Below are 20128 nucleotides of genomic sequence, written 5' to 3' on the forward strand. Positions count from 1 at the left end.
GCGTATTCGTGAGCTGGACGCTCTCCGCGGTTTCGCGGTGGGCGGCATCATGCTGGTCAACACGTGGCAGCACGCCGCCAAGGAGACCTACACCGGGATCGACTGGACGGTCGAGTCCTTCTTCCAGAGCCGGTTCTACCCGATCTTCTCGCTGCTGTTCGGCATCAGCTTCGTGCTGTACCTGCAGCGGGCCGGGCGGTGGTCGCTGCTGTCGCGCCTGCTCTGGCTGATGGTCTTCGGGCTGGTCCAGCACATCTGGTACCCGGGCGAGGTGCTCACCGACTACGCCTTCTACGGGCTGATCGTGCTGCTGCCCGCCTCGTTCCTGTGGCGCGGGGTGCCGGTGCTGCTGCTCGGGCTGGGCGTGACCGCGTGGGGGGTGATGGCGGGCGGCGGGGTGCTGCTCATCCCGGGGATGTTCCTCGTCGGCATGGCGCTGATGCAGCTGCGGCCGCAGCGGGAGCTGCTGCTGCCCGCCTTCGGGGTGAGCGCGGTGTGCGGCGTGCTGCTCTCCGCGGCGGCGTCGTGGTCCGGCGACTGGACGCTCTACACCCTCGGCGCGCTGGCCGGCGCGGCCGCCTACTCGGCCGGGCTGGTCCTGGTGCTGCGGCCGTGGCTGTCGGCGGTGCTGGAGCCGCTGGGCAGGATGGCGCTGACCAACTACGTGACGGGCACGCTCGTCATCTTCTTCGCAGGCGGGCTGGTCGACGCGGATCCCACCCGCTGGTCGGTGCTCGCCGTGGCGGGCGTCACCGTGGCCGTGCAGGCGGTGTTCAGCCGGTGGTGGCTGCGCCGGTTCCGTTACGGGCCGCTGGAATGGATCTGGCGCATGCTCACCCGGTTCCGCCGCGTGCCCAACCGGCTAGAGTCGGGCCGTGACGAGAATCGCCCTCTGCCAGGTCCCGGTGTCACCTGACCCTTCGGTCAACCTCACACGGGTGCGCGAGGCGCTCGCCCGGGCCGAGGGCGCCGACCTCGCGATCTTCCCGGAGGCGACGCTCACGCGTTACGGCAAACGCATCACCGACCTGGCCGAGCCGCTCGACGGGCCGTTCGTCACCGGCGTGGCCGAGGCCGCCAGGCGGCACGGCGTGGCGGTGATCGCGGGCGTCTTCGAGCCCGGCCAGGGCCTGGTCCACAACACCGCCGTCGCTCTGGACGCCTCCGGCGAGCTCAGGGGCGCCTACCGCAAGATCCACCTGTTCGACTCGTTCGGCGCCAAGGAGTCGGGGCTGGTCGCGCCCGGCGCCGAGCCGGTCGTGGTCGAGCTGGCGGGTCTGCGGGTGGGGCTGGTCACCTGTTACGACATCCGCTTCCCCGAGCTGACCAGGGCGCTGGTCGACCAGGGCGCCGACATGTTCGCGGTGATCGCCGCCTGGGGCTCGGGGCCGCTGAAGGAGGACCACTGGGTGACGCTGGTGCGCGCCCGCGCCCTGGAGAACACCATGTGGACCGCCGCCGTCGGCCAGGCGCCCAACCCGGCCGAGTCGTCCGACGGTTACGGGGTGGGGCGGAGCATGCTGGTCGACCCGCTGGGCGTGGTCAGGGCCGACCTCGGCTCGTCCGCCGGGGTGCAGGTGGTGGAGCTCGACCCGGAGGTCACCGCCCGGGCCAGGTCCGCCCTGCCCTGCCTCGAACATCGCGTTCTCGGGGTCAACAGATCGTAAAGTGGTCATCGTGAGCGGAACGCAGATGCAGAAGGTGGTCCCGCCGCGTCTGCTCGTCCCCTACCTGTCGGGCAAGCGCACGGTCATCTCCGGTTACGTCTACCGCGTGCAGGACTGCGCGCGACTGACCACCCCACGCGACTTCTACCATGGCCTCGACCTGTCGTTCGACGGCTCGGAGCTGACCTCCGACGTGCCGGAGCTCTACGTGCTGCGCTGGCACGCCCGCGACGTCGACACCTACTCCGTCCCGTACGGCCCGCACATGGGCGGCGACTGGAGCGACGCGCCGCCGTTCGCCGGCAACGGGTTCACCACCTCGCGCGAGCACGTGGTGCCGCAGTTCCACACCGTCCCGATGCCGATTCCGGCCGGCGCGCGGATCATGCATGTCACCGGCTCGGGCGAGCGGCCGTTCGCCGAGTACGACGGGCTGACGTGGCGGCCTTCGGCATGAGCGAGGAGATCACGCCGGTCGCGTCCGGCTTCGTCGCCCGGTTCGGAGAGCTGACGCTGCCCGCGGCGCTCGGGCCCGACGACCGGGTCGTGCTGCTGAGCGAGGAGGAGCTCGACGGGTTCGAGTCCGCCTCCGGCTACTGGCGGCGCACGGTCGCCCGTTCCGAGCTGGAGTGGCTGGTGCTCATCCGTACGGTCGGCACGTTCGGCGGGGAGCCCTGCAGCGTGCTCGACGAGGACGACGACGGCCTGCACATCGCCTACACCGGCCACAGCGGGATGAAGGCCGAGGCGCTCGGCTACTGGATGGTCGATCATGGCGCCTACGAGGTCGTGGTGCCGCGCGAGGAGGTCTTCTCCATCCGCGTCGAGCGCATCCCGGTGCCGTAGGGTCCCTGATGTGATACGTGAAGCCCACGTCAACGGGATCCGGCTGGCCTACCGGGAAGAGGGCGATCCGGCGGCGCCCGCGCTGGTGCTGCTGCACGGCCGGACCGCCGACCACAACGACTGGAACGGCTTCACCCGCCACTTCGCCGGCCGCTACCACGTGCTCGTCCCCGACCTGCGCGGCCACGGCGCCAGCGACTTCCCCGGCACCTACCCCATCCCGGAGATGGCCGAGGACGTCGCCGCCCTGCTCGACCTGCACGACGCCGCGACCGCCACGGTGATCGGCCACTCGCTCGGCGGCATGGTCGCCTACCACCTGGCCATGCGCCACCCCGAGCGGGTGACGCGGCTGGTGGTGGAGGACTCGGCGCTGCCCGTGCCGATGCGCGACCGGCCGGTCCTGGTCGAGGACGACTCCACGGGCTTCGACTGGCGCATGATGCACGACACCGAGCGGCAGTTCCTGCACCCCGACCCGGCCTGGCTCGACGGGCTGGCCCGGATCACCGCGCCGACCCTGGTGATCTCGGGCGGGCAGGCCAGCCCGTTCCGCGCCGATCTGCTGGCGGCGCGCATCCCCGGCGCCCGCCTGGTCACCATCGAGGCCGGTCACCTGGTGCACACCACCGAGCGCGTGGCCTTCCGGCAGGTGGTCGACGACTTCCTGGACGGTTAGTCCAGGCACGCGCGGAACACGGCGGTCAGCCGCGTCACCAGTTCGTCGCGCCGCACCGGCGTGACCGGGCCCATGAGCTGGCGGAACTGCCCGATGCCCATGATGAGCGCGGTGGCAATGGCGGCGCGCAGCTCGGCCTGCCCGCCGTCCAGCCGGGCGGTCAGCGGCTCCAGCAGGGCGGTGCGCACCCGGTCCGCGGCGAGCGTGCCGATCTCGGCGCTGGAGGCCGAGCGGGTCAGCGTCGCCAGCACCGGGTTGTCGGAGTCGGAGCCGAGCCGGTCGGCGACGTACTCGGCCAGCCGCACCGCCAGGTCGCCGCCGCCGTCGTCGAGGACGCCGGGGAAGCGCCCCTGCTCGGCCAGCACCTCCGCGAACAGCTTCCGCTTGGAGCCGAAGTAGCGGTTGATCAGCGCCACGTTCGCGTGTGCCTCGGCGGCGAGCATGCGCATCGTCACCTGGTCGTAGCCGTTCTCGGCGAACAGGCGGCGGGCCGCGTCGAGGATGCGCCGCCGGGTCCCCTCCCGGCTCCTCGGTCTCATGCTCACGACAATAGCCATGCGCATCCTGGGCCTATATCGGCCACTATGGCCGAGGTGACCGGAATGTCATTATGATCGGCAAGGATGACAAGGGTGGGAACGAAGCTCGGCGATCACATGCGGGGCCGGGTGGGGACGTTCGGGCTGATGGCCCCCGCCATCGCGCAGAGCTCCGTGGGCGCGGGCGTGGCGTGGCTCGTCGCCACCCAGTTGCTCGGCCACGTCCGGCCGTTCTTCGCGCCCATCGCGGTGCTCATCAGCGTCGGCATCGGGCTCGGCCAGCGGCTGCGCCGGGTGGCCGAGCTGGTGGTGGGCGTCAGCCTCGGCGTCGGCGTGGGGGACCTGCTGGTGGCCTGGATCGGGTCCGGGCCGTGGCAGATCGCGCTCGTGGTGGCGCTGGCCATGACGACCGCGGTGCTGCTCGACAGCGGGGCGCTGTTCGTGGCGCAGGTCGCCTCCTCCGCCGTGCTCGTCGCGGCCGTGCTGCCCGGCGACGACATGGGCGGCCTGGACCGGATGGTGGACGCGCTCGTCGGCGGCGCCGTGGGCCTGGCCGCGGTCGCGCTGATGCCGGCCAGCCCGCTCGCCCTCGCGGCCAAGCACGCCTCCGGGGTGCTGGACGCGCTGTCCACCGCGCTGGAGCAGGCGGCCGAGGCGATCGAGAAACGCGACGCCGACCTGGCCGCCGAGGCGCTGGAGGAGGCGCGCGGCACGCAGGCGGTGGTGGCGGAGTTCGAGCAGGCGCTGGAGACCAGCAAGGAGATCATCCTGATCTCGCCGATGCACTGGCACCGGCGGGCCGTCCTGGCGCGGTACGAGACCGCCGCCGAGCCGGTCGACCACGCGCTCAGGAACGCCAGGGTGCTGGCCCGGCGCACGATCGCCGCCCTCGGCGAGCCGCAGCCGCCGCCGGCGTCGCTGGCCGAGTCCATGCGCGAGGTGTCGGAGGCGGCGCTGCTCCTCCAGCTGGAGCTGGGGGCGGGCCGCGAGCCCGTGCTCGCCCGGCAGGCCCTGCTGGCGGTGGCCACCCGGCAGCGGCCGGACGACGGCGTCGGCTTCTCCTCCGCGGTGATCGTGGCGCAGCTGCGGTCGATCGTCGTCGACCTGCTGCGGGCGACCGGATCCGACCAGGAGGAGAGCTCCGCTGCGCTGCCGCCGGTGGCCGGCTGACGGCCGCGTGCGGGTTCCCTCGTCCCCCGACGGGTAGAAGAGCGCAGTCAACGGCTCTGACCAGGGAGGACGACCGATGAGCACGCCCGACGAGAACGCCCCGAAGACCGACGCCGAGCCGCTGCTGGAACCGGCGGAGGACGACCGTGAGCCGGTGGAGGAGCCCGGCAGGGAGCCCAGGACCCAGGGCAGGGCGGCGATGGAGCGGGCCATGCGCGAGTCGGGCAAGGGCCTCGACGACCTGACATGAGCCTTGTGCCGCCGAGCGGCTGCTGGAGCTCAAGGACGGGATGCGGGAGAAGGCGGCGGCGCACGACCCGTCATCCCGTGGGCCGGGCGGCGGCCCGCGCGCTCCAGTCTTCCGGCGAGGAACGCCGCACGCTCCGGGGACGGGGGCGGGGCCGCGTCCGGATAGGGTCGGAGGCGTGCTGACCATTCCCGATCCCCTCGACGCCGGCGACGACGGCAGCACGCCGCCGCTGGTGAGCGCCGCGCTGGCCGCCTACCAGGCCGGCGCCGCGGGGCCCGAGCGGGTGCTCAACGCGCTCGGCGAGAGCCGGCTGCTGGTGCCCGTCGTCGCCCTGCTGACCTCGTCCGAGATCGGGGCGCACGGCGTGCGGCAGGAGAAGGAGAGCGAGATGGCGCTCCCCAAGCTGGTCGGCAAGGACGGGCGCGAGGCGGTGCTGGCCTTCACCGGCACCGAGCCGCTGCGCCTGTGGCGGCCCGACGCCCGGCCCATCCAGGCCACGACGCTCCAGGTCTGCCGCGCCGCCGCCGCCGAGGGCGCCGCCGCCGTGGTCGTCGACGTGGCCGGGCCGGTCCAGTTCGTGATCGAGGGCGAGGTGCTCCGCGCCCTGGCCGCGATCGAGTCCGGCACCCTCGACGGCCTCACCGTGGCCAGACCCGAGCCGGTCAGGAAGCGCGGCTGGTTCGCCAGAAAGGTCGCCCGCGGGCGCTAGCGACCAGCACGCGGTCCCAGGTTCCCGACCGGCGGTCCCGGCGCCTGGAAGGCGACAGCTGACAGCAGCCGGTCTCGGCTGCACTGCGGCCGGTGGTGGTCAGGTGTCCGGTCCCGGCTTTTCCGGCGGGGCGGGCCGTCGCGCATTAGAGTGCGGCGCGTGCTCGTACACCCGGTGGTGGAGGCCGCATCGCCGGACGCCCTGGTGCTCGCCGGACCGTCGTCCTGGCTCGCGCCCGCCGCCCTCGTACTGCTGGGGGTCGTGGCGGGGCGTTATGCGCGGACGCTCGCCGGGGCGTTCGAGCAGGAACCGGCCGACGCGCGCGCCGAGGGGCGCGCGGCGCTCCTGGCCACTCTGCGCACGGTGCCCGTCCCCGCCTGGCCGCCCACGTACGAGCTGATCACCGCCGTCGTGCTGACGCTGGTGGTGTGGCGGGCCGGATGGCCGTACGCGTACGCGGCCGTCGCCGGGACGGCGCTGGCCGCGGTCGACTGGCGCACCACCCGGCTGCCCGACGTGATCACGCTGCCCTCGTACCCGATCCTCGCGCTCACCCTGCTGCCCACCGGCGAGCCGGCCAGGGCGCTGCTCGGCGGGCTCGCGCTGGCCGCCTGCTACGGGCTGCTCTGGCTGATCAGGCCCGCCGACCTGGGCCTCGGCGACGTCAAGCTGGCCGGGCTGATCGGCATGGCGTGCGCCGCGGCCGGCTGGCAGGCATGGGTCGTCGCCGCCGTCGGCGGGCAGCTGCTCGGCGCGCTCTACGCGATCCTGCTGCTGGTCACCCGGCGCGGCGACCGGCGCACCGAGTTTCCGTTCGGTCCTTTCATGCTGCTCGGAGCGTTCGCCGCGCTCTGTCTCCAGCCCTGAACGTCTCCGTCGACGAAAGTCTCGATCCCGGAACGTCTCGGCAGGTGAACGCGCGGACGTCGCACCCGGCCGCGCATGGAAGACTTGGACTCATGTTGCGCTGGTTGACCGCCGGAGAGTCCCACGGCCCTGAGCTCGTCGCCATCCTGGAGGGCCTGCCCGCAGGCGTCGAGGTGACCACGGCCGCCATCGACGAGGCCCTGCGCCGCCGCCGTCTCGGCTACGGCCGCGGCGCCCGGATGAAGTTCGAGCAGGACGAGGTGACGATCGTCGGCGGAGTCCGCCACGGCCGCACCATCGGCAGCCCCGTGGCCATCCGCATCGGCAACACCGAGTGGCCCAAGTGGGAGAAGGTCATGGCCGCCGACCCGGTCGACCCGGCCGAGCTGGAGGGCCTGGCCCGCAACGCGCCGCGCTCCCGGCCCCGCCCCGGCCACGCCGACCTGGCCGGCATGCAGAAGTACGGCTTCGACGACGCCCGCCCCGTCCTCGACCGGGCCAGCGCCCGCGAGACCGCCGCCCGCGTCGCGCTCGGCGAGGTCGCCAGGCGCTTCCTCAAGCAGGCGCTCGGCGTCGACCTCCTCAGCCACGTGACCTCCATCGGCGGCGTCCAGAGCCCCGCCACCACCCTGCCCGGCCCCGGCGAGCTGGCCCGCATCGACGCCGACCCGGTCCGCTGCGCCGACCCTGACGGGAGCGCCGCCATCGTCGAGCGCATCGACCGGGCCCACAAGGACGGCGACACCCTCGGCGGCGTCGTCGAGGTCCTCGCCTACAACCTGCCGCCCGGCCTCGGCAGCTACACCCACTGGGACCGCCGGCTCGACTCCCGTCTCGCCGCCGCCCTCATGGGCATCCAGGCGATCAAGGGCGTGGCGGTCGGCGACGGCTTCGAGACCGCGCGCAGGCCCGGCTCCGAGGCCCACGACGAGATCGAATACACCTCCGAAGACGGCGTGCGGCGCCTCACCAACCGCGCCGGCGGCGTCGAGGGCGGCATGACCAACGGCGAGATCCTGCGCGTCAGCGCCGCCATGAAGCCCATCTCCACCGTCCCCAGGGCGCTGGCCACCATCGACGTCAAGACCGGCGAGGCGGCCAAGGCCCACCACGAGCGCTCCGACGTGTGCGCCGTGCCTGCCGCCGGCGTCGTGGCCGAGGCGATGGTCGCGCTGGTGCTGGCCGACGCGGCGGTGGAGAAGTTCGGCGGCGACTCCGTCGAGGAAGTCGCCCGCAACCTGTCCGGCTACCTCTCATCCATGGTGATCAAATGATCAAGGCCGTGCTGATCGGCCCGCCCGGGTCCGGCAAGACGACCGTGGGCCGCCTGCTCGCCGAGCGCCTCGGCGTCACCTTCCGCGACACCGACGCCGACGTGGAGGCCGTCGCGGGCAAGCCCGTCAGCGACATCTTCATCGAGGACGGCGAGGAACACTTCCGCGAGCTGGAGCTGGAGGCGGTGCGCAGGGCGCTGGACGAGCACGACGGCGTCCTGTCCCTCGGCGGCGGCGCCGTGCTGCGCGAGGAGACCCAGGCCATGCTCGACGGCCGCCCCGTCGTCTACCTCCAGGTCGGCCTGGCCGACGCGGTCCAGCGCGTCGGCCTCGGCTCGGCCAGGCCGCTGCTCGTGCTCAACCCGCGCAGCCGGCTGAAGAAGCTCATGGAGGAGCGGCGGCCCGTCTACGAGCGGCTCGCCGTGCTCACCGTGGCGACCGACAAGCGCGAGCCCGCCGAGCTCGCCGACGAGATCGTGGAAGGGCTGGGCCGATGACCGCGGCTACCCGCATCACCGTGAAGGGCGAGAGCCCGTACGACGTCGTGGTCGGCACCGGGGTCCACGGCGAGCTGCCCGGCCTGCTCAGGCCCGGCGTCTCCACCGTCGCCGTGATCCACCCCGAGAGCCTGCCGGAGCTGGCCCGCCCCGTCACCGCCGTCCTGGCCGAGGCCGGCTACGACGTGGTGGCGTTGCCGGTGCCCGACGGCGAGGCGTGCAAGACCGCGGAGGTGGCCGCCGGCCTCTGGTCGGCGTTCGGCCGCCACGGCATGACCCGGTCCGACGCGGTCGTCGGCGTCGGCGGCGGGGCGACCACCGACCTGGCCGGGTTCGTGGCCGCCACCTGGCTGCGCGGCGTCCAGGTGGTGCTGGTGCCCACGACGCTGCTCGCCATGGTCGACGCCGCGGTCGGCGGCAAGAACGGCATCGACACCCCCGAGGGCAAGAACCTCGTCGGCACCTTCCTGCCGCCTGCCGGGGTGCTGTGCGAGCTGTCGGTGCTCGACGGCATGCCCCGCGCCGATTACGTGGCCGGCCTGGCCGAGATCATCAAGGGCGGGTTCATCGCCGACCCCGTCATCCTCGACCTCGTCGAGGCCGACCCCGAGGCCGCCGCCCGCCCCGGCGGGCCCCACACCCGCGAGCTGATCGAGCGCAAGATCCGGGTCAAGGCCGAGGTCGTCGGCGCCGACCTGCGCGAGTCGGGCCTGCGCGAGATCCTCAACTACGGCCACACGCTCGCCCACGCCATCGAGCGGGCCGAGCACTACCGGATGCGCCACGGCGAGGCCGTCGCCATCGGCATGATGTACGCGGCCGAGCTGTCCAGGCTCGACGGCCGCGCCGACCTCGTCGAGCGCACCCGGGCCATCCTCACCTCGGTCGGCCTGCCCACCGGCTACCACGCCGACGCCTGGCCCCGGCTGCGCGACCACATGCGCCTCGACAAGAAGAACCGCGGGGCCAAACAGCGCTTCGTCGTCCTCGACGAACTGGCCGTGCCCGCCCGGCTGGAAGGCCCGCCCGAGGAGCTCCTGGAGGACGCGTACAAGGTCATCGGGCGGTCATGAAACGGGCGCGCGCCGGGGTGGCGGCGCGCGCGGGCGCGGCCGAGCCACTACAGTCGTGGGGCCCACGCCGCAGCACGAGAAACGCGGAGATGAACAGCAGGTCATGAGGCATTACGGCTCCTTCGTCGCTCTCGGTGACAGCTTCACCGAAGGCCTGAACGACCCCGGCAGCAACGGCCACTTCCGCGGCTGGGCCGATCGGGTCGCCGAACGGCTCGCACTGGACGATTCGTCCTTCCGCTACGCCAACCTGGCGGTGCGCGGCAGGCTGCTCGACCAGATCGTCGCCGACCAGGTGCCGCAGGCGGTCGAGATGTCGCCCGACCTGGTCAGCCTCTGCGCCGGCGGCAACGACCTCCTGCGTCCCGGCAGCGACCCGGACGTGATGGCCAAGAAGCTCTCCGGCGCGGTCCGCGCGCTGCGCGCCACCGGCGCGGACGTGCTGCTGTTCACCGGGGTCGACCCGCGTGACACGCCGCTGATGCGCCGCCTGCGCGGCCGCTTCGCCATCTACTACCTGCACATCCGCTCGATCGCCGACCTCTACGGGTGCCGGCTGGTCGACCAGTGGTCGATGCAGGGGTTGCGCGACTGGCGGGCGTGGAGCCCGGACCGCCTCCACATGAACGCCGACGGTCACCGCCTGGTGGCGGCCCGCGTCCTCGACGTCCTCGGCGTGCCGTTCGACGAGTGGCACAAGGTGTGGCCGGAGCGCGTCGTCGACCCTCGCGCCCGCCGCCGCGAGGACGCCCAGTGGATCCGCGAGTATCTCGTCCCGTGGGTGTCGCGCCGCGTCCGCGGCGTCTCCTCCGGCGACGGGATGTCTCCCAAGCGTCCGGAGCTGTCTCACTGGACGGTGTAGAACCCCGTTCACATCCCGGAGGATTTCTGCCCGGCGGCCCGCTCAGCCGTTGAGTCTGGCCGCCTGCATGGCGCTCAGCCGCCGCACGAACCGAGCGGTGACGATCGCCGTCGGCACGACCGCCATGTGCAGGGCCAGGCTGGCCCAGCCGGCCGGCGTGAACTCGTATATCCGGTAAAGGTCGTTGTCCTCCCTGCGTTCGTACTGGGTGGCGAGGAGTGTCGTCCAGTCGATCCAGAAGAGGGGCCAGGTCAGGAACGTGACCAGCCACATGGCCCACCACGTGTGCAGGAGACCGGCCGGGGCTGTCGCGCGGCCGCGTCCGGGCGGGCTGGAGGCGTGCCAGACGTCGTCGGCGATCTGCTTGGGAAGCCACAGGCCGGCGATCGGGATGAACCAGGCGTATACCGCCATGGAGGGGCGGTAGCGCAGCCGGCCAGGCGCGAACTGTTCGGCGACGACTCGTACCCGGAAGAACCAGAGCACCCAGCACGCCGTCAGCGCCAGGCCGGAGACGATCTGGGCCACCCACGTGATCGTGCTGATCAGCTCGTCGGACTCGTGAAGGTCGCCGTAGGTCTCCACCGAGCGCCACCGTCCCGCGTCGTCGGCGATGTCGAACTGGTGAACCACCGTGCTCACGGAGACCACGGCGAAGAGGGCAAGGAGCACATAGATGGCGATCCTTCTGGGCCATGGCCTGTTCGGGGGACATGAACGCGGCGGTGCCCAGCACGGTGGAGGTCTGGGTGTGGCTCGTGGCGTCCAGGGCGCGGGCGATGCCGAAGTCGATCAGGCGGGGCCCGTCCTCGGCGAGGATGACGTTGGCGGGTTCGAGGTCGCGGTGCACCATCCCGCAGGCGTGCACGGCGGCGAGTCCTTCGGCGAGCCCCGCTCCCAGCACCGCGGCCGACTCCAGGGGGAGCGGCCCGTGCTCTTCGACGGCCTGGTGCAGGGAAGGACCGGGGATGTAGGCGGTGGCCAGCCACGGCCGGGCGGCCTCGGTGTCGGCGTCCACGACCTGGGCGGTGTAGAACCCGCCGACCTTGCGGGCGGCCTCCACGTCGGAAGCGAAGCGGCGCCGGAAGTCCGCGTTGTCGGCCAGTTCGGGGCGCACCACCTTGACGGCCACCAGGCGCCCGCCCGGGGAACGGCCCAGGAACACCTGCCCCATCCCGCCCCCGCCGAGCCGTGCGTGCAGCCGATACGGGCCGATCTGGGTCGGGTCGCCGTCGCGTAGGGGGTTGGCCATGGCACCGCTTTCCGCGTTGAGATCTTGACAGCCGGTGGTGATGATCCCAAAAAGGCGCGTGTCCTGGAGGGGACTTCGACCCCCGGCGTCCCCGAAGACCGCCTCTACACCGACCGCGGCCGGCTACGACGGGAGGTTCGACGCCCTTCGCCGGAGTGACGGCGGGACAGGCGGGCCGAAGGCTCGCTATCGGCGCTCAGCCCGAGGGGGTTCCCGAAAAGATCTTGACTGTAGACCTGAGGTTCAGTCGCCGGACGAGAGCCGGCGCAGGGCGGCGCGGGGAACGCCCGGGTCGGTGGTGCGCCAGAACGGGGGCAGTGAGCCCAGCAGGAAGCCGCTGTAGCGCGCCGTGGCGAGGCGCGGGTCCAGCACGGCGATCACGCCCCTGTCGTCCTGGGAGCGCAGCAGGCGCCCCGTGCCCTGGGCGAGGAGGAGCGCCGCGTGGGTGGCCGCGACCGTCATGAAGCCGTTGCCGCCCCTGGCGGCGACGTGTCGCTGCCTGGCCGAGGTGAGCGGGTCGTCGGGGCGCGGGAACGGGACGCGGTCGATGATGACCAGGCGCAGCGACGGCCCCGGCACGTCGACGCCCTGCCACAGCGACAGTGTGCCGAACAGGCAGGTCGGCTCGTCTTCCGCGAACTGCTTGACGAGCAGCATCGTCGAGTCGTCGCCCTGGCACAGCAGCGGCACGTCGAGGCGGTCGCGGAGGGCCTCGGTGGCGGCCTTGGCGGCGCGCATCGAGGAGAACAGGCCGAGCGTGCGCCCGCCGGCCGCCTCGATCAGCTCGGCGATCTCGTCGAGGTAGGCCTGCGGCAGGCCGTCGCGGCCCGGCTGCGGCAGGTGCTTGGCGACGTACAGGATGCCCGCGCGGGGGTGGTCGAACGGGGAGCCGACGTCGATGCCCTGCCAGTCGTCGTCGCCGAGCCCCCACTGGCGGGCCATGCCGTCGAAGCTGCCGCCGAGCGCCAGCGTGGCGGAGGTGAGCACGACGGTGCGGTCGCCGAAGAGCTTGTCGCGGAGCATGCCGCCGACGTTGAGCGGGGCGACGCGGAGGGTCGGCGGGCGGCGGTCGGTGCCGCCGTCGAGCCACACCACCTCGGCGCGGTCGGACTCCGAGGCGTGCCCGTAGGCCTCCAGCATGCGCACGGCCGTGTCGTGCACCTCGTCCAGCGCGGTGAACGCGGCCTTGCGCTGGCCCGCCCTGTCGGGGTCGTCCTTGTCGCCGCCGCGCGGCCCGAGCGCGGTGAGGCAGCGGGCCGCGCTGTCGCGGACGAGCGCGAGCGTCAGCCCGAGCACCTCGGGCAGCTCGTCGACGCGGCCAGGCGGGGCGGCGGCCAGCAGTGCCTTGAGGTCCTCGCTCGCCTCCATCAGCTGGTCGGCGACCGGCTGGTCGATCAGGCGGCCCACCCGGCGCACCGCGAGGGCGACGGTGGTCTCCGACAGCTCGCCGGTGACCACCGAGGTAACCCGGTCGACCAGCTCGTGGGCCTCGTCGACGACGACCAGCCGATGCTCGGGCAGCACCGGCAGGTCGCCCATCGCGTCGATGGCGAGCAGCGCGTGGTTGGTGACGACCACGTCGACCTCGCCCGCGCGCGCCCTGGCCAGCTCGGCGAAGCACTCGGCGCCGCTGGGGCACCGGCCGGCGCCCAGGCACTCCTGGGCGCTGACGGAGAACTGCCGCCAGGCCTGCTCGCTGACCCCGGGCACCAGCTCGTCGCGGTCGCCGGTCTCGGTCTCCTCGGCCCACTCCTGGATGCGCTGCACCATCCGGCCGGTCGCGCTCACGTCGCGGGCGTCGAACAGCTGGTCCTGCTCGTCCTCTTCGGGCCAGGCGGCGGTCAGCTTGTAGCGGCACAGGTAGTTGCGGCGGCCCTTGAGTATGGCGAACGTCGGCTCGTGCGGCAGCTCCTTGCCGAGCGCCTCGGCGAGCCGGGGCAGGTCGCGGTCGACGAGCTGGCGCTGGAGCGCGATCGTGGCCGTGGAGACCACCACGGGTTTGTCGGCGTCCATCGCGTGGCGGATCGACGGCACCAGGTAGGCCAGCGACTTGCCGGTGCCGGTGCCGGCCTGGACGGCCAGGTGGTCGCCGTCGTCGATGGCCTGCTGCACGGCCTTCACCATCGTGATCTGGCCTTGCCGCTCGGTCCCCCCGAGCGCGTCGACCGCGACGCTGAGCAGGGAGTCGGCTGACGGGAGATGGGAGTCCGGCACGGCAGTAAACGCTACCCGCATTCCGGCGCCCGTCGCGCCGGACGTGAGGTGATCGGCCATGCGCATCCCGGAATTCGCGGACCTCTCCGCCGCGTCCCGTGGCACACTGGCGGTGGAACTCCACCTGGGGACCATGGGAAAAAGTGGGTTCAAGGTGGGGATGGGAAGTCCGTTTTGGTAGGGTTTTCCGGGGTTGAGTGGACGGATAAAGGCTGGTACTAGCAGTATGTCTGCCATGTCGGAAGTTGTCCCGTTGCCGTCGTTCGGCGAAGTCTTCTTCGATGCCCGAGGCCAGGAGCGGTGCCTCAGGGTCACCTGGCACGAAGGCACCCTGGTGCTCAGCCTGTGGCGGGGAGAGATGTGCACCGCGAGCTTCCGCATGCCGCTCGACGACGTCGGCAGGCTGCTCGACACCCTTGACGAGGGATACGCCGAGGCCACCGGCGAGCACGAGCCCGACGGTCACGCGGCCGACGTGCCCGCCGCCGACCCCGCCGCCGAGGTCATCCCCGGCACGGGCACCTACCACCGGCCCGCCCCGCCGCCCCTCCACGACGAGCGGCCCGCCGCGCCGCTCGGCCCCAACGACGTGCTCGTCGCCCGCGGCAACCTCAACCACCAGGACAAGCTGGTCGCCTCGCGCGCCGAGACCACCCCGCCGCACGCCCAGCCCTTCGCCGGCCCGCAGTACGCCGAGCAGGCGAACGACCCGTTCACCGGCCCCCAGTACGCCGTCGACGCCGGCTACCGCGACCCCTACTCGGGCCCGCAGTACGTGCAGCACGACGCCCAGCCGTTCGCCGGCCCGCAGTACGCCGACGAGCCGGCCTACCAGCTGCCCGGCGGCCAGCCCCCGCACACCGACCCGCTCGGCTTCCCGTCGCAGGCCCGCCCCGCCGAGCCCGCCTACGAGCAGCGCGGCGACTCCTACGGCGGCGGCCAGTACCAGCAGCAGGCCGCACCACCAGCACCGCCCGCGCAGCCGCGCACCTCGCCCAGCGGCGGCGCCGGCCTGGGCACGCCCATGCACGGCATCCCGGGCGCCGGCCGCCGCCAGGACCCGTTCCGCGGCCAGGAGCCCACGTACGGCCAGGACCCCTCCTACGGGCAGGACCCGGGCTACGGTCACAGCCAAGACCCCGGTTACGCCAAGGACCCCGGTTACGCCAAGGACCCGGGCTACGGCCAGGATCCCCATTACCGGCAGGATCCCTCGTACGGGCAGGACCCGGGCTACGGGCACGACTCCTCGTACGGGCAGGACCCCGGCTACGGCCAGAACGCCGCCTACGGGCAGGAGCGTTACGGCGGCGGCGCCCCCAACCCGGTCGACCCGCTGCTGTCGATGGGCCAGCAGGAGCCCGACAGGACTCGCCCGTACCTCGGTGAGCCGCTGTTCTCGACCGGCGAGCGCCTGCGCCCGGACCAGCAGTACGACGACCCGCGCGACCGCCGCGAGTGGTGACCGCCCGGCGTCAGCCCATCTGGCTGTCGGCGTAGCACCAGCGCCAGGTCTCACCCCGCTCGAACGACTGCACCACCGGGTGACCGGTGCCGTGGAAGTGGGCGGTGGCGTGCTTGGCCGGGGACGAGTCGCAGCAGCCGATGTGGCCGCAGTCGAGGCAGCGGCGCAGGTGCACCCACCGGCCGCCCTCGGCCAGACATTCCTCGCATCCCTCGGGCGTGCGCGCCTCGGGATCGTCCGCCTGAATCAGATGTTCGCACATAGCCATGTCCGCGATCCTAAACACAGGTTCGCAGCGATTTCGGCCGCGCCTCTTGCTGCGTGTCGGGTGAACGTGGACTCTGTGCTCATCGGGGAGTGATCTGGACCACAATCCCGGGAGCCGCGGTGCTCGAAATCCGCAATCTCGAGGTCGTCTACGACGACGTCATGCTGGTGCTGCGCGGCGTGAGCCTCGCCGTCCCGCCCGGCTCCATCGTGGCGCTCCTCGGCGCGAACGGCGCGGGCAAGACGACGCTGCTGCGCGCCCTGTCGGGGCTGCTCGACGTGCACGATGGCGAGGTCACCAAGGGGGCGATCACCCTTGAGGGCGAGCCGATCCACCACCTGAGGCCCGCCCAGATCGTCCGGCGCGGCATCAGCCAGGTCATGGAGGGCCGGCGCATCCTGGCCGAGCTGACCGTCGAGGAGAACCTCAGGGTCGGCGGCCACACCGCGGCGCTGTCGCACCTGGACCGGGTCTACGGCCTGTTCCCGGTGCTGCGCGAGCGGCGCGGCAGCGTGGCCGGCTACCTGTCCGGCGGCGAGCAGCAGATGCTGGCCGTCGGCCGCGCCCTCATGGCCGGCCCCCGCTACCTGCTGCTGGACGAGCCCAGCCTGGGCCTGGCCCCGTCGCTGGTCGCCCAGGTGCGCGACCTCGTGGTGGAGATCAACAGGCAGGGCACCACGGTGCTGCTCGTCGAGCAGAACGCCGCCATGGCGCTGTCCATCGCGAGCCACGGCTACGTGATGGAGACCGGGAAGATCGTCATGGACAAGCCGTCCGCCGAGCTGCTCGCCGACGAGGACATCAAGGAGTTCTACCTCGGCGCGGTCCGCTCCTTCCGCGAGGTCAAGCACTACAAGCGCAGGAAGCGGTGGCTGTCGTGAGCATCCTGCGGGTCGAGGACGTGCACCTCGGCTTCGCCGGGGTCAAGGCCATCGACGGCGTCTCGTTCGAGGTCGGGCCGGCCGAGCTGCTGGCCGTCATCGGGCCCAACGGCGCCGGCAAGACCTCGGTGTTCAACGTGCTGTCCGGCGTCTACCGGCCGCAGTCCGGGCGGGTCACCTTCCTCGGCGAGGACCTGCTGGACCGCCGCCCGCACGAGATCGCCGCCATGGGGCTGGCCAGGACGTTCCAGAACGTCGAGCTGTTCCACAACCTGACCGTGCTGGACAACCTCATGCTCGGCCGCCACCACCACTTCCGCTACGGCGCGCTGTCCGCCCTGTGGTGGCTCGGCCGGGCCCGCCGGGCGGAGCTGGCCGCCCGCGCCCAGATCGAGGACATCATCGACTTCCTGGAGCTGGAGGCGTGGCGCCGCCATCCCGTGCGGCTGCTCCCGTACGGCGTGCAGAAGCGGGTCGAGCTGGGCCGGGCGCTGGCCATGGAGCCGAAGCTGCTGCTGCTCGACGAGCCGGTCGCCGGGATGAACCTGGAGGAGACCGAGGACATGGCCAGGTTCGTCCTCGACATCCGCGACGAGCTCGGCATCCCGATCGTGCTCGTCGACCACGACATGGGGCTCGTGATGGACCTGGCCGACCGGGTGCTGGTGCTGGACTTCGGCCGCCCGGTCGCGCTCGGCTCCCCGGCCGAGGTGCAGCATGACCCGCGGGTCATCGAGGCCTACCTGGGAGGGACCGCATGACCGCCACCCCCGTCGCCGCCACGCTCACCAGCCTCGTCACCAGGGTCCGCGACCGGGCCGCCGCGACGCCGCACGCGGTCGCCATGCGGCACAAGGACTTCGGCATCTGGAAGGAGGTGACCTGGGCCGATTACTGGTCGCGGGTGGAGCTGGTCGGGCACGCGCTGCTCGCGCTCGGCGTCGAGCCCGGCGACCGGGTCGCCATCCACGCCGAGAACCGTCCCGAATGGCTCTACGGCGATCTCGGCACGGTCGCGGCCCGCGGCGTCACCGTCGGCCTCTACCCGACGAACCCGCCCGCCGAGGTCGCGTACCTGCTGGCCGACTCCGGCGCGAAGATCCTCATCGCGGAGGACCAGGAGCAGGTCGACAAGGCGCTGGCGGTCATCGGCGAGTGCCCCGAGCTGCGGCACGTCGTCTACATCGAGCCGCGCGGCATCCGCGGCCGCTACACCGACCCGCGGCTGATGCCGTGGGAGGAGCTGCTGGCGCTCGGCGCCCGGCACCGCGAGGCGTACCCCGGCGCGCTCGACGGCCGGACGGCCGGCGCGCGCCCCGACGACGTGGCCACCCTCATCTACACCTCGGGCACCACCGGCCCGCCCAAGGGCGTCATGCTCACCGTCGGCAACATCGAGTTCGGCGTCGAGACGCTCGTGCTGGGCGGCGGCTTCGCCGACCCGCCGCCCTCGCCGCGCGACCTGACGTTGTCGTACCTGCCGCTGTGCCACGTCGCCGAACGGGCCTTCACCGTCTGGTTCAACGCCGGCGCCGGCATCCAGGTGAACTTCGCCGAGTCCATCGACACCGTCCAGGCCAACCTGCGCGAGGTGCAGCCGACGATCCTGTTCGGGGTGCCGCGCATCTGGGAGAAGGTGCTCGCCCAGGTCGACATCCGGCTCGGGTCCGCCTCACCGGTCAAGCGGGCGACCGGCCGGTTCTGGCTGCGGGTGGCCGACCGCATCGGCGACACGCTGGTGCGGACCGGCGGCACGCACACCGCCGCCACCCGGCTGCTGTACGCGGCCGGGTGGGTGTTCTGCTACCGGGCGCTGCGCGAGCGGCTGGGCATGCGCCGCGTCCGCTACGCCGCCTCCGGCGCCGCCCCGATCGCGCCGGACGTGCTCCAGTTCTACATGGGCATCGGCATCCCGATGCACGAGGTGTACGGGATGAGCGAGAACACCGCCGTCGCCACCGCCAACCGGCCCGGCCGGGTCCGCCTCGGCACCGTCGGCGAGCCGCACCCCGGCGTCGAGCTGAGGATCGACGAGGCCACCGGCGAGATCATGACCAGGCACCGGGGCACGTTCGCCGGATACTGGGGCAAGCCGGGCGCCACCGCCGACGTGCTCGACCCGGACGGCTGGCTGCACACCGGTGACGTCGGCGAATGGGTCGACGGCACCCACGTGCGGATCACCGACCGGATGAAGGACATCATCATCACCGCCGGCGGCAAGAACGTCGCCCCCAGCGAGATCGAGAACGCGCTCAAGGCGTCCCCGTACGTCAAGGAGGCCGTCGTCATCGGCGACCAGCGCCCCCACCTCGTCGCGCTCATCGGCATCGAGCTGGACACGGTGGGGGAGTGGGCCAGGCGGCGGCGCATCCCGTACACCACCTACCGCGACCTGTCCGGGAAGCCCGAGACGCGGGCGCTGGTGCAGGGCGTCGTCGACGAGGTCAACGCCCGGTTCGCGCGGGCCGAGCAGGTCAAGCGCTTCGCGTTCCTGCCCAAGGAGCTCGACCACGAGGACGGCGAGCTGACCGCCACGCAGAAGGTCAAGCGGAGCGCCGTCGCCAAGCTCTTCGAGGACCTGGTCGAAGGGATGTACGCGCGGTGACCGGCACGCTGGAGACGATCATCAGAGGGCTGGGCAACGGGTCCGTGTACGCGCTGCTCGCCCTCGGCTTCGTGATCATCTACAAGGCCACCCGGGTGATCAGCTTCGCCCAGCCCGCGCTCATGCTGGCCGGCGCGGTCGCGGTCAGCTACCTCGCCCCCGTCACCGGGTTCTACCTCGGGGCGCTGCTGGGGGCGCTGCTCATCGCCGCCGTCGCGCTCGGCATCGAACGGGCGGCGATCCGGCCGATGGTGGGCCGGCCGGTGTTCGTGGTGGCGATCATCACGCTCGGCGTCGACGTGGTGGTGCGGGTGGTGGTCAACGGACTCATCGGCAGGGACGTGCGCCAGGTGGGCGACCCGTGGGGGTTCGACCTGGTCTCGCTCGGGCCGCTCGTGGTGCAGCAGCGCTGGCTGGCCATGATGGCCGCCGCCGCGGTGCTGGTCACGCTGCTGTTCGCGTTCTTCCGGTACAGCAGGTACGGGCTCGCCATGCGGGCCGCCGCCTACGACCAGGAGACGGCGCTGGCCCAGGGCGTCTCCGTCGGCGCGGTGTTCGCGCTGTCGTGGGCGCTGGCCGGGTTCCTGGCCGCGGTCGCCGGCATGTTCGTCGGCACCGGGCAGGGCATCGAGCAGACCACCTGGATCGTCGCGCTCAAGGCGCTGCCCGCGATCATCGTGGGCGGGCTCGACTCGCTCGGCGGCGCCGTGGCGGGCGGGCTGGTGATCGGGGTGGTCGAGTCGCTGTTCCAGTCGTACCAGGGCGCCTACCTGCCGTGGCTGGGGCAGAACTTCGCGGTCGTCTCCCCGTACGTGGTCATGCTGGTCGTCCTGCTGGTCAGGCCGTACGGGCTGTTCGGCACCCGGGAGGTCGAGCGGGTATGACACTCCCTGTGTCAACCTCAGGCAGCAACGAACTCGTTGAGCGCCGCTGCGGCGCCGTGTTTGGCGGGGTCGTAGGGGACACCGTCGAGCCAGCAGCGCCAGATCACGCGGATCCAGGCGCGG

At 72.5% G+C, this 20128-nt stretch carries 22 protein-coding genes and 1 pseudogene; 18 read left to right on the plus strand and 5 right to left on the minus strand.

Going from position 1 to position 20128, the window contains the following annotated elements:
* Positions 1-49 precede the first annotated feature (49 nt).
* Genes KME79_RS03335 through KME79_RS03355 form a run of 5 tightly spaced genes read left to right on the plus strand, consistent with a single transcriptional unit; the run spans position 50 to position 3192 of the window.
* Positions 50-916 (plus strand): DUF418 domain-containing protein, encoded by an 867-nt coding sequence (locus tag KME79_RS03335; protein ID WP_219543257.1) that lies wholly within the window; start codon positions 50-52, stop codon positions 914-916.
* Positions 876-1667, plus strand: coding sequence for a carbon-nitrogen hydrolase family protein (locus KME79_RS03340; protein WP_219543258.1), 792 nt, complete (start codon positions 876-878; stop codon positions 1665-1667). Before KME79_RS03335 ends, KME79_RS03340 begins: the two co-directional genes overlap by 41 nt.
* A gap of 10 nt (positions 1668-1677) precedes the next feature.
* The gene (locus KME79_RS03345; protein ID WP_261808420.1) at positions 1678-2124 is read left to right on the plus strand and encodes a hypothetical protein; all 447 of its coding nucleotides are present in this window, start codon (positions 1678-1680) and stop codon (positions 2122-2124) included.
* A complete protein-coding gene (locus KME79_RS03350; RefSeq protein ID WP_308248766.1) occupies positions 2106-2513 on the plus strand; it encodes a UCP033725 family protein in 408 nt (135 codons plus the stop codon). Before KME79_RS03345 ends, KME79_RS03350 begins: the two co-directional genes overlap by 19 nt.
* Before the next feature lie 10 nt (positions 2514-2523).
* On the plus strand, positions 2524-3192 hold the full coding sequence (locus KME79_RS03355) for an alpha/beta fold hydrolase (RefSeq protein ID WP_219543259.1): 669 nt from the start codon (positions 2524-2526) through the stop codon (positions 3190-3192).
* Here the strand turns inward: KME79_RS03355 and KME79_RS03360 are convergent.
* The gene (locus KME79_RS03360; protein ID WP_219543260.1) at positions 3189-3731 is read right to left on the minus strand and encodes a TetR/AcrR family transcriptional regulator; all 543 of its coding nucleotides are present in this window, start codon (positions 3729-3731) and stop codon (positions 3189-3191) included. The two genes, KME79_RS03355 and KME79_RS03360, sit on opposite strands and share 4 nt — an antisense overlap.
* A gap of 84 nt (positions 3732-3815) precedes the next feature.
* Here KME79_RS03360 and KME79_RS03365 point away from each other — a divergent pair, with 84 nt between their 5' ends.
* From KME79_RS03365 to KME79_RS03400, 8 genes are all read left to right on the plus strand, one after another.
* Positions 3816-4901 carry an FUSC family protein gene (locus KME79_RS03365; RefSeq protein ID WP_219543261.1) on the plus strand — a complete coding sequence of 362 codons (1086 nt, stop codon included), beginning with the start codon at positions 3816-3818 and terminating at the stop codon, positions 4899-4901.
* A gap of 76 nt (positions 4902-4977) precedes the next feature.
* On the plus strand, positions 4978-5151 hold the full coding sequence (locus KME79_RS03370; RefSeq protein ID WP_187281055.1) for a hypothetical protein: 174 nt from the start codon (positions 4978-4980) through the stop codon (positions 5149-5151).
* A 175-nt stretch (positions 5152-5326) separates the two neighbouring features.
* On the plus strand, positions 5327-5860 hold the full coding sequence (locus KME79_RS03375; RefSeq protein WP_219543262.1) for an SseB family protein: 534 nt from the start codon (positions 5327-5329) through the stop codon (positions 5858-5860).
* 159 nt (positions 5861-6019) lie between these two features.
* On the plus strand, positions 6020-6727 hold the full coding sequence (locus KME79_RS46830; protein WP_219543263.1) for a prepilin peptidase: 708 nt from the start codon (positions 6020-6022) through the stop codon (positions 6725-6727).
* A gap of 92 nt (positions 6728-6819) precedes the next feature.
* The gene (aroC, locus tag KME79_RS03385; RefSeq protein WP_148030480.1) at positions 6820-8001 is read left to right on the plus strand and encodes a chorismate synthase; all 1182 of its coding nucleotides are present in this window, start codon (positions 6820-6822) and stop codon (positions 7999-8001) included.
* Positions 7998-8498 carry a shikimate kinase gene (locus KME79_RS03390; protein ID WP_148030481.1) on the plus strand — a complete coding sequence of 167 codons (501 nt, stop codon included), beginning with the start codon at positions 7998-8000 and terminating at the stop codon, positions 8496-8498. Before aroC ends, KME79_RS03390 begins: the two co-directional genes overlap by 4 nt.
* Positions 8495-9571: a 3-dehydroquinate synthase gene (gene aroB, locus KME79_RS03395; RefSeq protein WP_219543264.1), complete on the plus strand. Its 1077-nt coding sequence runs from the start codon at positions 8495-8497 to the stop codon at positions 9569-9571. The genes KME79_RS03390 and aroB overlap by 4 nt, the downstream gene beginning before the upstream one ends.
* Positions 9572-9674: 103 nt before the next feature.
* Entirely contained in the window at positions 9675-10433 is a 759-nt protein-coding gene (locus tag KME79_RS03400) for an SGNH/GDSL hydrolase family protein (protein ID WP_219543265.1), read from the plus strand.
* Between the two features lie 42 nt (positions 10434-10475).
* Here the strand turns inward: KME79_RS03400 and KME79_RS03405 are convergent, their stop codons facing one another.
* From KME79_RS03405 to KME79_RS03415, 3 genes and pseudogenes are all read right to left on the minus strand, one after another.
* On the minus strand, positions 10476-11075 hold the full coding sequence (locus KME79_RS03405) for a DUF4328 domain-containing protein (protein ID WP_219543266.1): 600 nt from the start codon (positions 11073-11075) through the stop codon (positions 10476-10478).
* Positions 11076-11181: 106 nt separating this feature from the next.
* A pseudogene (locus tag KME79_RS03410) lies at positions 11182-11685 on the minus strand (serine/threonine-protein kinase); the annotation flags it as partial.
* Positions 11686-11928: 243 nt separating this feature from the next.
* Positions 11929-13920 (minus strand): ATP-dependent DNA helicase, encoded by a 1992-nt coding sequence (locus KME79_RS03415; RefSeq protein WP_219543293.1) that lies wholly within the window; start codon positions 13918-13920, stop codon positions 11929-11931.
* 214 nt (positions 13921-14134) lie between these two features.
* Here KME79_RS03415 and KME79_RS03420 point away from each other — a divergent pair, with 214 nt between their 5' ends.
* Positions 14135-15364, plus strand: coding sequence for a chromosomal replication initiator protein DnaA (locus KME79_RS03420; RefSeq protein ID WP_219543267.1), 1230 nt, complete (start codon positions 14135-14137; stop codon positions 15362-15364).
* 10 nt (positions 15365-15374) lie between these two features.
* Here KME79_RS03420 and KME79_RS03425 read toward each other — a convergent pair whose 3' ends face one another.
* The gene (locus KME79_RS03425; protein WP_148030487.1) at positions 15375-15632 is read right to left on the minus strand and encodes a UBP-type zinc finger domain-containing protein; all 258 of its coding nucleotides are present in this window, start codon (positions 15630-15632) and stop codon (positions 15375-15377) included.
* An 89-nt stretch (positions 15633-15721) separates the two neighbouring features.
* Between KME79_RS03425 and KME79_RS03430 the strand changes: the two genes are divergently transcribed.
* Genes KME79_RS03430 through KME79_RS03445 form a run of 4 tightly spaced genes read left to right on the plus strand, consistent with a single transcriptional unit; the run spans position 15722 to position 20005 of the window.
* Positions 15722-16513, plus strand: coding sequence for an ABC transporter ATP-binding protein (locus KME79_RS03430; protein WP_308248768.1), 792 nt, complete (start codon positions 15722-15724; stop codon positions 16511-16513).
* Positions 16510-17274 (plus strand): ABC transporter ATP-binding protein, encoded by a 765-nt coding sequence (locus KME79_RS03435; protein WP_219543268.1) that lies wholly within the window; start codon positions 16510-16512, stop codon positions 17272-17274. Before KME79_RS03430 ends, KME79_RS03435 begins: the two co-directional genes overlap by 4 nt.
* Complete coding sequence (locus KME79_RS03440; protein ID WP_219543269.1) at positions 17271-19121, plus strand: AMP-dependent synthetase/ligase; 1851 nt, start codon at positions 17271-17273, stop codon at positions 19119-19121. The genes KME79_RS03435 and KME79_RS03440 overlap by 4 nt, the downstream gene beginning before the upstream one ends.
* On the plus strand, positions 19118-20005 hold the full coding sequence (locus KME79_RS03445; protein ID WP_148030490.1) for a branched-chain amino acid ABC transporter permease: 888 nt from the start codon (positions 19118-19120) through the stop codon (positions 20003-20005). The genes KME79_RS03440 and KME79_RS03445 overlap by 4 nt, the downstream gene beginning before the upstream one ends.
* Positions 20006-20128: the final 123 nt, after the last annotated feature.

The sequence above is a fragment of the Nonomuraea harbinensis genome (assembly GCF_019396385.1).
GTDB lineage: Bacteria > Actinomycetota > Actinomycetes > Streptosporangiales > Streptosporangiaceae > Nonomuraea > Nonomuraea ferruginea.